The organism is Bacillus sp. GbtcB14 (assembly GCF_019091205.1).
Taxonomy (GTDB): Bacteria; Bacillota; Bacilli; order Bacillales; family Bacillaceae_G; genus Bacillus_A; species Bacillus_A cereus_AG.
Window position 1 is genome coordinate 203182 of record NZ_JAGXJT010000005.1, and the last position, 15740, is coordinate 218921.

Consider the following 15740-nt stretch of genomic DNA (forward strand, 5'->3'; position numbering starts at 1 on the left):
TCGAGTTATAGTCACCAAACGTTTTTCAAAACTATTTTACCTATTGCTTTATTCGACTCCAAATACTCATGTGCTTGTGCAACTTCATCAAACGTAAAAGGTTTAGAATCTAGCAATGGTCTAAGGTGTCCTTCTTCTACTATTTGCGTTAGTTTAGTTAAAATTTCCCCGCAAGCGTCACGTTTATCTGTATGTAATATTTTTAACGCCATAAAAGTAACGTGCAGAGTAAGTCCTTTTGCGTGTAAAGGAGAGAGGTCATGGGTTGAACGAGCTGCAATTGTTACGACAGTTCCATTGACTGCAGCAGCTTCAAAAGAATGATCGAGATTTTTGCCACCTACCGTATCAAATATAACTTCAAATCCGTTTCCATTCGTATGTTTTTGCACATATTCTTGAACAGATTCTTCTTTATAATTAATAGCTATATCGGCTCCTAGACGATGGGCTATTTCCATTTTGTTTTGCTGAGAAGCTGTTGTGAAAACTTTAGCACCTGCCCATTTAGCTAATTGGATGGCTACGTGTCCTACACCACCAGTAGCTCCATGAATGAGAACATTTTGACCCGGTTTAATATTTGCACGATCAAATAAAGATTCCCAAGCTGTAATTGCAACTAATGGCAAGACAGCTGCTTCTTCCATTGTTAAATTGTTAGGTTTGTGAGCAATCAGTCGTGCATCAGCAAGCATAAATTCTGCAAGTGCACCACCAGTTTCTTTAAAACCTCCGGCACATCCGTATACTTCATCCCCAGATTTGAATTTCGAAACACCTTCTCCTACTTCAATGACAATACCAGCTACATCTCCGTGTAATATAGCTGGAAACTCAGGAGCGACTGTTGAAACGGCACCACTACGCATTTTTGTATCGATTGGATTTACACTTGTTGCTTTTACATGGATTAGAACATGACCTGGTAAAAGTTTCGGTTTTGAAACTTCTTCTAATTGAAATACAGATGAATCCCCAAAAGAATGGATAATTTGTGCTTTCATTGTGTATACCTCCTGTTTGTGGTTATAGCATAGCAAAGTACGAAAAATAAGTATAATATTTTGAATTTTGTTAGTGAGAATTTTATATAAAGAAGGGGAAAGTACGTAAACTAATATAACGTACTTGTAAAAGCAATTGTAAAGCTTTTTGAAGAAAGGATAGATGTTATTTTTGCAGCATGATTTATTCATTATGTTTATTATTACTCACTTAGTATAGGTACTTAAAAGTGCCTACATCACTTTAAAGTACGTACTGTTATTCATATTATGACCGATTTATAATAACACTCGTAGCACAAAGAAAGTTATAACGATTACAATCGGCAACAATGTGGTGTTACAGTATTGCTCATGAATTTTGAGAAGAAATATGTAAAGTAAAGAAAACTATAGATTGATATGAATGAAGGAAAGTGAGTGAAACACATGGAAAAGTTTGCGAACCATTTTGGATATAATCGTATGTTTGCGAAAGATCAACTTACATTAGGAGTTCACATTCCGATTGAAAATTATCAGTTTCATGCGCCAACGATGGAAAAACAAGTAGAGTTAGTGCAAAAAGCGGAACAATACGGTTTTACAGGCGTATGGCTTCGTGATGTATTGCTGCAAGACCCTGACTTTGGCGATCCTGCAACAGGTCAAATTTACGATATGATGATTTATTTAACGTATTTAGCAAGTAAAACAGAGAAAATCGCATTTGGAACGTCGGCAACCGTATTGTCACTTCGCCATCCATTGCGTGTGGCGAAAGAAATTGCGACATTAGATCAACTGTTTCCAGAAAGAATTATGCTCGGCGTTTCATCCGGTGACCGACGTGCTGATTTTAAAGCGTTAGGTGTTAGTCATGAAACAAGAGGTGAAAAGTTTAGAGAAGCGTTTGCTTACCTGGAAGAGATTTTGTATAAAAACTTCCCAACAATTGAGTCGACATTAGGAGAAGTGCATGGTGCAAATTTAGTTCCAAAACCGTCTAAACGTGTTCCAACCTTTATTACAGGTTTTAGTCAGCAAAATATGGACTGGTTCGCTGAACATGGAGATGGATGGATGTATTATCCACGTAGTCCGGTACATCAGGCTGCAGCAATTGGACAATGGAGAGAACGAGTAGAGGATTATCATCCAGATGTATTCAAACCATTTATACAACCGATGCATTTAGACTTATCTGAAGATCCAAATGAACGTCCTACACCAATACGTTTAGGTTACCGTACAGGGCGTAAGGCACTAATTGAATTACTTGATATATATAAAAGTATTGGTGTGAATCATTTATTCCTTGCTCTATTTGATGGTCAACGTCCAGCTGACGAAGTATTGGATGAGCTAGGAGAAGAAGTACTACCTCATTTCCCAGCATTGTAAAGGAGTGGAAAGAATGAAAGCGATAGGACTTATGCAATATGGAGATACAAGTGTACTACAAGAGATTGAAATGCAGACACCGCTATTGGGAGACAACGATGTACTGATTGAAGTTTATGCAGCTGGTGTAAATCCTGTAGATTGGAAAATACGTGAAGGTTTACTTCAAGACGTAATTACTTATAACTTCCCGCTCGTTTTAGGATGGGATGTTGCAGGGGTAGTTGCTGATATAGGGAAAAACGTAACAGCATGTAAAGTGGGGGATGAAGTATATAGTCGTCCAGATATTGAACGAAATGGTACTTATGCAGAGTACGTGGCTGTAGATGAGAAGTATGTGGCGAAAAAACCGAGAAATCTATCTTTTGAGGAAGCTGCATCAATCCCTCTAGTAGGTTTGACAAGTTGGCAAAGTTTAGTGAAGTTCGCAAATGTTCAAAAAGGTAATAAGGTTTTAATTCATGCTGGATCTGGCGGGATTGGCACGTTTGCTATTCAGCTAGCGAAAAGTTTAGGTGCACATGTTGCAACTACGACTAGTACGAAAAACATGCAGTTTGTAAAGGATCTAGGCGCTGATACTGTCATTGATTACAAAACAGAAGACTTTTCTTTACTTCTGCATAATTACAATATTGTATTTGATGTGTTAGGCGGGGATGTACTAAAGGATAGTTATAAAGTGCTTGCACAAAATGGAAAGTTAGCGTCTATTTATGGTCCGAAAGGTATGGAAATTCCACAAACTGAAATATCAAGAGAGAAAAATATTGAGAGTGACCATATATTTACTGAACCTAATGGATATGAACTTTCTCTTATTACAGAATTAATTGAGGGCGGGAAGATTAAACCTGTTGTAACGCATGTGTTGCCTTTACATGTAGAAGGCGTAAAAAAAGCACACCACATAAGTGAGTCAGAACGTGCTCTTGGCAAAATTGTATTGAAGAAACATTGGTAAAGTATGAGGTTGTAGAGACAGTATTGTGCTAAGTAGCGAATGAGCTTATATATTCTATTCTAGCAATTGTTTTAAAAGGGAGAGAACAAATGGATTCAATGACATTTCTTTTATTCGGAGCGACAGGAGATTTAGCGAAACGCAAAATTTATCCTGCTTTATATAAACTATTTAGTAATCAAAATATACCACAATCTATTTCGATTATCGGTATTGGCAGAAAGGTAATGTCAGATGTGGAATTTCAAACAAAGGTAGAACAATCCCTTGCTACATTTTCTAGAATATCTACTGATGACGAATCAGGAGTAGAAGAATTTATTAGCACATTTCGTTATTGTCAATTAGATACAGCGAATATAGTGGGCTATCAAGATTTACTGAGCCTAGTAAAAAAGCGTGAAACAGAATTAAACATTCCTGAAAACCGTATGTTTTATCTATCTGTTGTACCAGAAGTATTTGATGTGATTGCTTTAAATATTAAAGAGAGTGGATTGTGGGCTACAAAAGGATTGAACCGTCTCATTATAGAAAAGCCTTTTGGTCATAATGTAAAATCTGCTCGTGAGTTAAATACGAAGGTAATTAAAAGTTTTGATAAAGCTGATATTTATTGTATTGATCATTACCTTTGAAAATGAATGGTAACTAGGAATACACAAAAAAAATATTGTGAAATAAAGAATCTTTATTTCGAGGCATTTTTATTGACGATAGTAATTTATATAGTTAATATACTAGACGTAAGGTTATTTGATTACTAAAAGTAATTTGATATATATTAGTTTGTTAAGTTCGATAAATAAGTAAGTTGTAGTAGAAATGCTTTGAATTGGCACTATTAATATTGGGGACAATTAGAAAGCGAAAGGTATAAAAAAGAATTGGAATTTGATAACTCTTTGTTTTTTATAAAACATGGGCTTCTGTACAATTCATTTCTAATATATTGACCAGGATTATACAACAAGAGGGGGACTAAAATTGGAATCAATGACCTTTGTTTTATTTGGAGCGACAGGGGACTTAGCGAAACGCAAAATTTACCCCGCACTATATAACTTATATAGAGATCAAAAGCTTCCAAAGCAAATATCCGTTATTGGGCTTGGAAGACGTGAAGTATCTCATATAGATTTTCAAAAAAGAATACAAGAATCAATAGAGACGTTTTCCCGTCATAGAGAAGAAGGTACTCCAGAGCTCGAAGGTTTTTTAGATAATTTTCGTTATTGTCCATTAGATGTGAGTAAGCCGGAAGACTATGAGAGGTTATTACAAGTCGTTCGTGAAAGGGAAGAGGAACTACATATAAAAGGTAATAGAATGTTCTATCTTTCAGTTGCTCCTGAATTTTTCGAGACCATTGCTTTAAATATTAAGGAAAGCGGACTTGATAAAACGGATGGATGGAAACGCCTAATGATTGAGAAACCGTTTGGGCACGACCTTACATCTGCTCGTGAGCTTAATGATAAGCTTAGTCGCACGTTTGAAGAAGACGAGATATACCGTATTGATCATTATTTAGGTAAACCGATGATTCAAAACCTTGAAGCACTAGAATTTGCAAATCCTGTTCTCCAATCAATTTGGAACAAAGAACATATAGCAAATGTACAAATCACAGCTAGTGAAACGGTTGGGGTTGAAGAAAGAGCCGGATATTATGATCACGCCGGAGCCATTCGTGATATGGTTCAAAATCACATGTTACAAATATTAATGATGACTGCTATGAATCTGCCGGAAAAAATTAACGCATGTGAAATTCGAGAGGAAAAAAGAAAGGTAATGGAGACGCTTCGCAAAGTAAAAAAAGAAGACGTTCAAAGCCATATCATTCGCGGTCAATACTCTTCAGGAGAGATAAAAGGCGGGCAAGTTGTAGCGTATAAAGAGGAGCCAGGAGTAAATCCTTCTTCTAACATAGACACATTTGTTGCTGCTCGTTTGTGGATCGATAATCCATTTTGGACTGGCGTTCCTTTCTATATACGAACAGGCAAAAGAATGAAAGAAAAGTCTACTCGTATTGTAATCGAATTTAAAAATACGTTAAAACAACAATATCAAGATAATAATCCAAATGCAGAACCTAACTTATTAATAATTGAAATTAGCCCAGGTGAGAATGTTTCATTACAGTTAAATAGTAAAAATCCATTGAAAAATGGAGAGATTGAACCGATCCGTATTAACTTTACTTGCGAGCAAGTGGATGTGGGAGTACCTGAAGCGTATGAAAGACTTATCCATGATGCTGTGAGTGGAGACGCTACATTCTTTGCACACTGGAGAGAAGTTGAATTGTCATGGGAATGGGTACAACCAATTCTTGAAGCATTCGAGGAGAACTTATTACCACTTCATGAATATGAATCTGGTTCATATGGTCCAGATGCGTCGAATGAATTATTGCAAGAAAGTGGATTTAAATGGTGGTTAGATCAAGAAACGGAAAAATAAGTACTTTCATGAAAGTACTTAGGGGGACGATTACTATGACACAAAACATAAATCAATTAGCAGTGAATACACTTCGTACGTTATCAATTGATGCTATTAATGCGGCAAATTCAGGTCATCCAGGTCTTCCGATGGGAGCAGCACCGATGGCTTATGCATTATGGGCGAATCATTTAAATCACAATCCTAATCATCCAAAATGGTTTAACCGTGATCGATTCGTTTTATCAGCGGGACACGGATCGAGCCTACTATATAGCTTACTTCATTTAGCTGGATATGACGTTTCAATTGATGACTTGAAAAGCTTCAGAAAGTTAAATAGCAAAACACCAGGACATCCTGAGTTTGGTCACACTTCTGGAGTTGAAGCGACTACAGGACCGTTAGGACAAGGGATTGCAAATGCTGTCGGAATGGCAATGGCAGAAGCGCATTTAGCAGCGAAGTTCAATAAGGATAGTCACTCTATTATAGATCATAATACGTACGCTTTAGTTGGAGACGGTGACTTAATGGAGGGTGTCGCTTATGAAGCGATGTCGATGGCAGGGCATATGAAACTTGGCAAGTTAATTGTACTGTATGATTCAAATGAAATTTCACTTGATGGTGAATTAAACATTGCTTTTTCTGAAGATATTCAGAAAAGGGTAGAATCTGCACATTGGCAATATGTAAGAGTTGAGGATGGAAACGATGTTGAGGCTATTACAAAAGCTATTCAATTAGCGAAAGACAATACGGATCAACCTACTCTTATAGAAATTAGAACCATTATAGGTTATGGAAGTCCAAAAGTTGCTGGAACGAACAAAGCACATGGTAACCCGCTTGGAGTAGAAGAAGCAACAGCGACAAAACAAGTGTATGGTTGGCATTATGAGGAAGACTTCTTTGTGCCTGAAGAAGTAACAGCTCATTTTAATGAACTGAAACAAAAAGGTACTGAAAAAGAGAACGAATGGAATGAGCATTTCAACTTATACAGAGAATCGAATTCTGCACTAGCAGATGAATTAGAAAAAGCGATTACAGGTGAGGTTTTAATCGAAGCGAAAGACATTCTATCCTTTGATACTGAAAAAACGATTTCCACTCGTGTTGCAAGTGGGGAAGCTATTAATCATTATGTGAAAACGATTCCTTCTATTTTCGGTGGAAGTGCGGATCTTTCTCATTCTACGATGACAGATATAAAAGGTGAAGCAGTGTATGCAGTAGAATCGTATGCTGGCCGAAATATATACTTCGGTGTACGTGAACATGCAATGGGCGCGGCAGCGAATGGACTGGCTCTTCATGGAGGAGTAAAACCTTTCGTAAGTACATTCTTTGTATTTAACGATTACCTTCGTCCATCTATTCGACTCGCTGCGTTGCAAAAGTTACCTGTTACGTACGTATTCACACATGATTCGATCGCTGTAGGAGAAGATGGTCCAACGCATGAACCAATCGAGCACTTGGCAGCTCTTCGGGCAATTCCTGGTTTAACAGTTATCCGCCCGTCAGATGCAAATGAAACAGCGAGCGCGTGGGCGTATGCATTACAGCAAACGGATGGTCCAGTTGTTTTAGTACTTAGTCGTCAAAATTTACCGGTGTTTAATGAAACGAAAGTAAACATAGAAAATCTTTCTAAAGGAGCTTATGTACTAACGCAAACAAATGAAAATCCGGATGTGATTTTAATTGCGACAGGTTCAGAAGTATCCTTAGCTGCTAGTGCAAAACAGAAACTAGAAGAAGAACAAGTTTCTGTTCGCATCGTTGCAATGCCGAGCTGGGAATTATTCGATCGCCAATCGAAAGAATATAAAGAATCTGTTCTTCCGTCTTCTGTAACGAAACGAGTATCGCTTGAGATGGGTGTATCTCTTGGATGGGAGCGTTATGTAGGACAAGAAGGAAAAATATTATCGATTGAAACATTTGGAGCTTCAGGAACTGGAGCTGAAGTCATGAATCTATTTGGATTTACGACAGAAAATGTTGTTCAGATTACAAAAAGTGTACTGAATTCTTAAGCTATGACTGTGAATACCTTTCTGGATTTATCGATATTGAAAGGTATTCAAAATCGTAGTGTATTGAATTTTTAATAAAAGATGATTTGAGGAGGAATTATATTATGCAAGTAGGATTAATTGGTTTAGGTAAAATGGGATTAAATTTAGGGAAGAATTTAATGGATCATAAGCATGAAGTAGCAGCGTTTGATTTAAATACGAGCGCAGTAGAAGAAATGAAAGAGTACGGGGCTACAGGTACATCTAGTTTAAGTGAACTTGTTCAGTCATTACAATCACCAAGAATTCTTTGGGTTATGGTACCACACGCTGTTGTTGATTCTGTTATTGATGAGGTTACACCACTTTTATCAAAAGGAGATATTTTAATTGAAGCGGGTAATTCACATTATAAAGAGTCTATCCGCCGATATGAGCAACTAAAGAAAGATGGTATTCACTTTATGGATGCAGGAACTTCTGGCGGAATGGAAGGCGCTCGTAATGGTGCTTGTTACATGATCGGAGGAGATCAAGAAGCTTGGGACATCGTTGAACCTATCTTCCGTGATACAGCTGTAGAAAATGGATACTTATACGCTGGAAAAGCTGGTAGTGGTCACTTCTTAAAAATGGTTCACAACGGAATTGAATACGGCATGATGGCTGCTATTGGTGAAGGGTTTGAGATCCTAGAGAAAAGTGAATTTGACTACGATTATGAAAAAGTATCAAGAGTATGGAATAACGGTTCAGTAATCCGCTCATGGTTAATGGAATTAACTGAAAATGCATTTTCTAAAGATGCAAAACTGGATGAAATTAAGGGCGTTATGCATTCTTCTGGTGAAGGAAAATGGACAGTAGAAACAGCATTAGACCTTCAAACAGCAACTCCTGTTATCGCAATGTCTCTATTAATGCGCTACCGCTCATTAGACAATGATACATTTACAGGAAAAGTAGTAGCAGCTCTGCGCAATGAATTTGGCGGACATGCAGTAGAAAAGAAATAAAGTGAAACTGTAATCAGTGGGGGCTTCACCCCACACTGATTATTAGTTGAACCAATCGGGGGCTTACTGCCCGGCAAATAGCGGGATAAGCATATTAAACATGTAACTCATCAACGTTTAAAAACTGGAGGGAATTAATCATGAAATTTTTTATTGATACTGCAAATCTTGAGGACATAAAAAAAGCATATAAACTTGGAGTTTTAGCTGGTGTTACAACGAATCCTTCTTTAGTAGCAAAAGAGGGCGTTAAGTTTGAAGACCGTATCGCAGAAATTTGTCAGGCAGTACCTAAAGTTGAGTCTGTTTCGGCAGAAGTAACGCCAGATGCTGTTACTGCTGAAGAAATGATTACTCAAGCAGAAGAGTTAATTAAAATTAACGGTGGAGATAAAAATGTCACGATAAAACTCCCAATGACGCTAGCAGGATTAGAAGCTTGTCGCTATCTTACTGAAAAAGGTGTGAAAACGAACGTTACACTTATTTTCACTGTGAACCAAGCTCTTTTAGCAGCCCGAGCAGGTGCAACATACGTTTCTCCATTTTTAGGACGTTTAGATGATATTTCTGAAGATGGTGTACTATTAGTTGCTAAAATTGCTGAATTATTCGAGGTTCATCAATTAGATACACAAATTATTGCGGCTTCTGTTAGACACCCAGATCATGTAACGCGTGTAGCGATGGCAGGTGCTCACATTGCAACAATTCCTTATAAAGTAATTGAACAACTTGCTATGCATCCATTAACAGATCAAGGTATTGAAAAGTTTGCTGCGGATTGGGCGAAAGCGCCTAAGTTATAATGAAGTAAAGTTTCACCAATTTCTTTTTCACGAGAGGGCCAATCTCTATGTAACTTCATCCTATAAACTTAATCTCGAGTTTGGCATCTTATTACGTGAAAGCAGCAATATGAAAAGGAACTCAGAATAGCACAATGGTTATGAGAAGGACCCCCTTATGAGAGTGTAGTTTATTAAAACGTAGCTCTCATAAGGGAGAGTCTTTTTTGTGTAAATCAAAATCAGAGTGCTCTTTTGTTATAGGAATAATTTGAAAGGGGTTACATGGTGAGCTCGAAATATATGATCGGTGTAGATATTGGAACAACTAGTACAAAATCAGTTTTGTTTTCGATTGATGGATCAGTTATTACAAGTCATGGGATTGAATACCCTTTATATTCTCCCGCACCAGAAACAGCAGAACAAGATCCAGAAGAGATTTTTCAAGCGGTCATACATACGATTAAAGAAACTATACAATCAAGTAATGTGCAGCCAGTTGATATTCTTTGTGTTTCTTTTAGTTCGGCAATGCATAGTGTCATTGCTGTAGACGAAGCAGGGAAGCCGTTAACGAGATGTATCACTTGGGCAGATAATAGAAGCGCAAGCTGGGCAGAAAAAATAAAGAATGATATGAATGGTCATGAAATTTATTTTCGTACTGGAACACCAATCCACCCTATGTCACCACTTTCGAAATTAGTTTGGCTTAAGAATGAACATGCTGAGTTGTTTGCAAAGAGCTATAAATTCATCTCTATTAAAGAGTATGTTTTCTATAAGTTATTTAAGGAATATGTAATTGATTATTCTATTGCATCAGCAACAGGAATGTTCAATTTGAAATCTTTAAAATGGGATGAAGAAGCCTTGCGTGTTGCAGGAATTACAGATGAAAAGCTATCTACAGTTGTTCCAACGACGCACAGTTTAAGAGGGATAGATGAAGAGCTTGCAAAAGAGATGAATGTACTTGTTACTACTCCTTTTATAGTCGGTGCGAGTGATGGAGTACTATCGAATTTAGGTGTAAATGCAATAGAACCTGGAGTAGTTGCTATTACAATTGGTACGAGCGGTGCGGTGCGAGTTGTAACAAATCGGCCTGTAACGGATCCGAAGGGGAGGACTTTTTGTTATGCGTTAACTGAGGATCTTTGGGTAATTGGAGGACCGGTTAATAATGGTGGTATGATTTTTAGGTGGGTTCGCGATCAATTATGTACGTTAGAAGTTGAGCATGCGCAGCGTTTAGGAAAAGATCCATATGAAGTGCTTACGGAAATAGCAGCAAAAGTGAATCCTGGATCTGATGGTTTATTATTTCATCCGTATTTAGCCGGTGAAAGAGCACCTTTATGGAATGCGAATGCGCGGGGATCTTTCTTTGGGCTTGGGCTACATCATAAGAAAGAGCATCTGATACGTGCTGTTTTAGAGGGAATCATTTATAACTTGTATACAGTTCTTCTTGCGTTAAAAGAACTAATTGGCGAACCGAAAAAAATTCAAGCGACAGGTGGTTTTGCAAGGTCGGAACTTTGGAGACAGATGATGGCAGATATTTTTCATCAAGATGTATATGTTCCGGAAAGTTTTGAAAGCTCTTGCTTAGGAGCTGCAATCCTCGGTTTATATAGTTTAGGTGAAATAGATACATTATGCGTAGTTTCTGAAATGGTAGGTGCAGATTTTCATCATGAGCCAAACATGGAAAGTGTAGAAAAATATAAAGATTTAACACCAATCTATATTCGTCTATCTCGTCACTTGGAAGAAGAATATGAAAGTATAGCGGCGTACCAAAAAAAGTGGGTTTAAAGGCTATTTAACAAGAAAATATGGTAACGTATAAAGAGGTACTCCGATTTTTTAGGATACTCTTTCAACATAAAATATTTTAAGAAGTATGATGAACGAAAAATATAGGGAGAGAGGGTTATGAAAATGAAGGATAACAAAGAGTTTATTGGATATGTTGGAACATACACGAAAGAAAATAGTGAAGGAATATATAAGTTTACGTTAGACACGGAAGCGAAAAAAATTAGTAATGTAACACTTGCGGCCAAGCTGGATAACCCTACATATGTAACGATTAATCGAAATAATGAATATCTCTATTCCGTTGTTAAGGAAGGCGAATCTGGTGGTGTAGCTGCTTATTCGATTGATAGTAAAACTGGAGAGCTAAAGGTAGAAAACAGACAAGTAGTAGAAGGGGCTTCTCCTTGTCATGTGAGTGTTGATAGTGGAAATCATACAGTAGTTACAGCGAATTATCATAAAGGAACGATTGAGTCTTTCGTAGTAAATGAAGAAAATGGAACTGTAAATCCTGCCGCATCTATTATGACGCATAAAGGTTCAGGTCCGAATAAAGAAAGACAAGAAAAACCACATGCGCATTACGCGGGATATACTCCTGATGAAAAATATGTGGTGGGTGTTGATTTAGGGATAGATAAATTAATTACGTATGATATAAAAGGTAGTGCATTAACAGAAGTGAATAGTTTATCTGTAAATCCAGGGAGTGGCCCGAGACATATTACTTTTCACCCGAATGGAAAGTATGCGTATGTGATGACGGAGCTTAGTTCAGAGGTTATTGTGTTAACATATAATCCAGCAGAGGGAACGTTTACAGAATTACAGTATATTTCTACCATTCCAGAAGAATTTGATGGAAATAGTCAAGGAAGTGCGATTCATATTTCATCTGACGGCCGTTTTGTATATGCAGGTAATCGTGGTCATAATAGTATTGCGATTTTCAGCGTGGATCAAAACTCAGGTCAGCTTACATTTGTTGCACATACATCTACAGAAGGAAATTGGCCGAGGGACTTTGTATTAGATCCTACTGAAAAGTTCCTTGTTGCTACAAATGAAAAGTCGCATAATCTTGTGCTATTTTCAAGACATGAATCTACAGGTAAGCTAACGCTTATCCAATCTGATGTTGTTGTCCCAGAGCCTGTTTGTGTTAAATTTTTAAATGTTTAAGTTGTGATCGGTAGAATTTATATATCAAAAACAGTAAAAAAGCAAAGCGATATCGCTTTGCTTTTTATTGTTTCTTTTTCGGTCTACGTACTAACTCGCCGCCGCAGTTTGGACAAACGTTATGTCTTTCTTCTGTACACGGTGCGCAAAATGTACATTCATACACGCAAATGTAAGCTTCAGAATCTTGCTCGAGCGATTGATCGCAAATTTGACAATTTGTTTTCATTTGTAGTGCCATAGTAATCCTCCTTGTTATTTGAAAGTTCTTAATTTAATTATAATTGATAGTGTAGTGGAAGTCTTTTTTTATTGAAAAGAAATAAAAGGATTATGTTGTTGTTTGAAATGAAATATGCCCGTTTATTTTAAATTTGATAATTTACTATAGTTGGATTATTATGGAATAGTTGAAAGGCAACTGGGGGTATATATTTTGACTAATAATAACGATTATTTTCATGTAGAAGAGGATGTAAATCACAATAGTTTAAAAGCAGACTGTGAAAAGTGTTTTGGTTTATGCTGTGTAGCATTACCGTTCGCAGCGTCAGTAGATTTCGCAGTGAATAAAGATGGTGGTAAACCATGTTCCAACTTACAATCAGATTTTAAATGTAGCATACATAAAAATCTTAGAGAAAAAGGTTATAAAGGTTGTACAGTATTTGAATGTTTCGGCGCGGGGCAGAAAATTTCTCAAGTTACATTTAACGGGATTGATTGGCGGAAAGATGCTAAGCATGCGAGAAAAATGTATGATGCTTTTCCGATTATGCATCAGCTTCATGAAATACTGTGGTATTTGAATGAGGCTATTCTTTTACAGGCGACACAATCGATTCATAAAGAGTTAAGTAAAGCGATTGAAGAGACGGAGCGCCTATCAAATTTAAGTTCAGATGAGTTAATGAAAATAAATGTTCCATTACACAGAGCGGAAGTAAACATTCTTCTTTTAGAAACGAGCGAATTAGTCTGGAAGGAAATGAATGCTGCGCGTAAGAAACGAATCATTCACCGCGGAGCAGACCTTATGGGAGCAAATCTGAAAAAGAAAAATTTGCAAGGGGCGAATTTAAGAGGAGCATACTTAATTGCTGCTAACTTAAATGGCGCAGACTTACGTGGAGCAGATCTCATCGGAGCAGATTTGCGAGATGCAGATATTTGCGGCGCCGATTTTACAAATAGTATTTTTCTGACGCAAGTTCAAGTTAATGCGGCGAGAGGGGATAAACATACGAAATTACCGGAATTGTTGTCCCGTCCATCGCATTGGAGTGCGTAAGGAGTGAGGAGTAGTTAGTGTGGATATATTTCAGTATTTAGAAGAGATGCAAGAGGATATATTTTCGTTATCAGTAGAGCAAATAGAAGTGAAGTATTATGATATTTGTAGCACGTTAGCATCAAGTGCGCATGCCGAGCGAATTAAATCGATTCCTTTAGATTCATATGAAAAGAGTATGAGGATAGGTTTGAGAGAAACATTAGAAGTTGCTGAAAGTGAAGAAGCAAAGGCAATTTATTTTGAGTATGATCTCGAGAATGAATGGGATAGTCAGTTTTATATTTGTGAGGATTATGTTCCATTTGAAGAAGAGGATGATGATTGGGCATCTGAATGGACATATGATATAGAGGGGCCGAGGTCTGTAGAATTAGCGGATATGTATGCTGAAAATGGTTTTGATACAAACGAAAAAGCAATCGGTATAACTTTATATTTAATTGCAAAAACAGTATGTAGTTTTATGCGTGTATGTAGTGAAGTGCAAAGCAATATACCAATTTGTATTGGATTCCATGATCAAGATCCAATAATACGAACAGGAAGAGACTAAGTCTCTTCCTGTTTTTTTATACTACGTTCGCTTTTCAAACGTAGTAATGAAAACACTACATACAATAAGAATACCACCAATAAAAAAGTTACTATTTAATGTTTCATTTAATAAGAGCCAACCAAGCAATGATCCCACGATAGGTTGGAAGAAGAAAAATAAGGAACCAATGCTTGCGTCCATTAGTTCTAATCCTTTATTCCAAAGGAAAAAGGCACCTGCTGTTGAGATGATTCCTAAATAAAGTACGCCTAATACTACATACATGTTCATATGTTCAATCGGGTTTGATTGAAATTCCCATATCATAAAAGGTGTAATAAAAAAGAGTGAAAAGAATATGGCGTACGTTGTAATTACTAAAGATGAAAATCGAGCTGAAGCAATCTTCACATAAATGGATAGTAAAGCCCACGTAATAGCGGCCCCGACTAATATGATTGTACCGATAAAATAGGAGCCAATTTCAATATCCCATCCAATGACGATAATGACACCGATTGTCGCTATTATAGTTGAGAAAAGTCTACGAGTAGTTAGTTTCTCTTTTAAAATGAGCGCTGCAAATATAACCATAAATGCAGGGGTAGCTGATGTCACTAAGGAGCCTGTATGAGCATCGGATAATTTCGTTCCGATAAATTGACATGTGATCGAAATGAAATACCCGATGAATCCAATCCAAGCAAATGATAGCCAATCTTTTTTGCGAATGGTTATTTTTTTCTTTTGCTTTTTCTCAGCTATTTTCAAAATTGCATATAAAACAACAAAAGCAATAATAAAGCGTAGCCAAACGAGTGTCAGTGGTGGGATAAAGTCGAGTACGTATTTACTAACGACGTACATACCGCCCCATATACTAGCTGCTAGTGATAAACATATAGCTCCTAAAATTGTTTGTTTCATTTGAATTACCTCCGTCTATTTTTAGGGTTATGATTTATTCCCTAAGACGAGGCATAGTGCACTTGTTATATGAATGCCCGTCTTAGATTATAGACGGTCTACAGGTTGATCGTTTTCGAATGAAGTGTTGTAGTACATACGTGCATTCCTCCTTCATATTTTATAATGATATTATAACTTAATTTTCAGTTTATTGTGATGTTTCTTTAGAAAATGGAAATGGTGGTTGTGTAAGAAAGCATAGTATATGGTAGAAAAACATATTTTTAAAATAAAAGAAACCAATTACATAACTGATAAGTATAGTAAGAGTAGGATGAAAAA

Annotated in this window: 14 protein-coding genes; 11 read left to right on the plus strand and 3 right to left on the minus strand. The window is 36.9% G+C overall.

Features of this window, described 5'->3' with window-relative positions; genetic code table 11:
• Positions 1–11: 11 nt before the first annotated feature.
• Positions 12–1007, minus strand: coding sequence for a zinc-dependent alcohol dehydrogenase family protein (locus KVT31_RS16625; protein WP_088097107.1), 996 nt, complete (start codon positions 1005–1007; stop codon positions 12–14).
• 429 nt (positions 1008–1436) lie between these two features.
• On the opposite strand from KVT31_RS16625, the gene KVT31_RS16630 reads away from it, so the two are divergent.
• The 9 genes from KVT31_RS16630 (at position 1437) to KVT31_RS16670 (ending at position 12660) form a co-directional block, all read left to right on the plus strand.
• Positions 1437–2390, plus strand: a complete 954-nt coding sequence (locus tag KVT31_RS16630) for an LLM class oxidoreductase (RefSeq protein WP_088097106.1) — start codon at positions 1437–1439, stop codon at positions 2388–2390.
• Positions 2391–2403: 13 nt separating this feature from the next.
• Positions 2404–3357: an NADP-dependent oxidoreductase gene (locus KVT31_RS16635; protein ID WP_088097105.1), complete on the plus strand. Its 954-nt coding sequence runs from the start codon at positions 2404–2406 to the stop codon at positions 3355–3357.
• A gap of 89 nt (positions 3358–3446) precedes the next feature.
• The gene (locus KVT31_RS16640; RefSeq protein WP_088097104.1) at positions 3447–3995 is read left to right on the plus strand and encodes a glucose-6-phosphate dehydrogenase; all 549 of its coding nucleotides are present in this window, start codon (positions 3447–3449) and stop codon (positions 3993–3995) included.
• A 349-nt stretch (positions 3996–4344) separates the two neighbouring features.
• Positions 4345–5829 carry a glucose-6-phosphate dehydrogenase gene (gene zwf / locus KVT31_RS16645; protein ID WP_088097103.1) on the plus strand — a complete coding sequence of 495 codons (1485 nt, stop codon included), beginning with the start codon at positions 4345–4347 and terminating at the stop codon, positions 5827–5829.
• 35 nt (positions 5830–5864) lie between these two features.
• Entirely contained in the window at positions 5865–7859 is a 1995-nt protein-coding gene (gene tkt, locus KVT31_RS16650) for a transketolase (protein ID WP_088097102.1), read from the plus strand.
• A gap of 104 nt (positions 7860–7963) precedes the next feature.
• Positions 7964–8857 (plus strand): phosphogluconate dehydrogenase (NAD(+)-dependent, decarboxylating), encoded by an 894-nt coding sequence (gene gnd / locus KVT31_RS16655; protein WP_048525136.1) that lies wholly within the window; start codon positions 7964–7966, stop codon positions 8855–8857.
• Between the two features lie 140 nt (positions 8858–8997).
• Entirely contained in the window at positions 8998–9666 is a 669-nt protein-coding gene (gene fsa / locus KVT31_RS16660; RefSeq protein ID WP_088097101.1) for a fructose-6-phosphate aldolase, read from the plus strand.
• 264 nt (positions 9667–9930) lie between these two features.
• The gene (gntK, locus tag KVT31_RS16665; RefSeq protein ID WP_088097100.1) at positions 9931–11472 is read left to right on the plus strand and encodes a gluconokinase; all 1542 of its coding nucleotides are present in this window, start codon (positions 9931–9933) and stop codon (positions 11470–11472) included.
• Between the two features lie 120 nt (positions 11473–11592).
• Entirely contained in the window at positions 11593–12660 is a 1068-nt protein-coding gene (locus KVT31_RS16670; RefSeq protein ID WP_088097099.1) for a lactonase family protein, read from the plus strand.
• Positions 12661–12724: 64 nt separating this feature from the next.
• Here the strand turns inward: KVT31_RS16670 and KVT31_RS16675 are convergent, their stop codons facing one another.
• Positions 12725–12901 carry a DUF1272 domain-containing protein gene (locus KVT31_RS16675; RefSeq protein WP_001207874.1) on the minus strand — a complete coding sequence of 59 codons (177 nt, stop codon included), beginning with the start codon at positions 12899–12901 and terminating at the stop codon, positions 12725–12727.
• A 195-nt stretch (positions 12902–13096) separates the two neighbouring features.
• Here KVT31_RS16675 and KVT31_RS16680 point away from each other — a divergent pair, with 195 nt between their 5' ends.
• Positions 13097–13951 carry a pentapeptide repeat-containing protein gene (locus KVT31_RS16680; protein ID WP_088097098.1) on the plus strand — a complete coding sequence of 285 codons (855 nt, stop codon included), beginning with the start codon at positions 13097–13099 and terminating at the stop codon, positions 13949–13951.
• Between the two features lie 19 nt (positions 13952–13970).
• Complete coding sequence (locus tag KVT31_RS16685) at positions 13971–14507, plus strand: hypothetical protein (protein WP_088097097.1); 537 nt, start codon at positions 13971–13973, stop codon at positions 14505–14507.
• 21 nt (positions 14508–14528) lie between these two features.
• On the opposite strand, the gene KVT31_RS16690 is transcribed toward KVT31_RS16685, so the two are convergent.
• The gene (locus KVT31_RS16690) at positions 14529–15416 is read right to left on the minus strand and encodes a DMT family transporter (protein ID WP_088097096.1); all 888 of its coding nucleotides are present in this window, start codon (positions 15414–15416) and stop codon (positions 14529–14531) included.
• Positions 15417–15740: the final 324 nt, after the last annotated feature.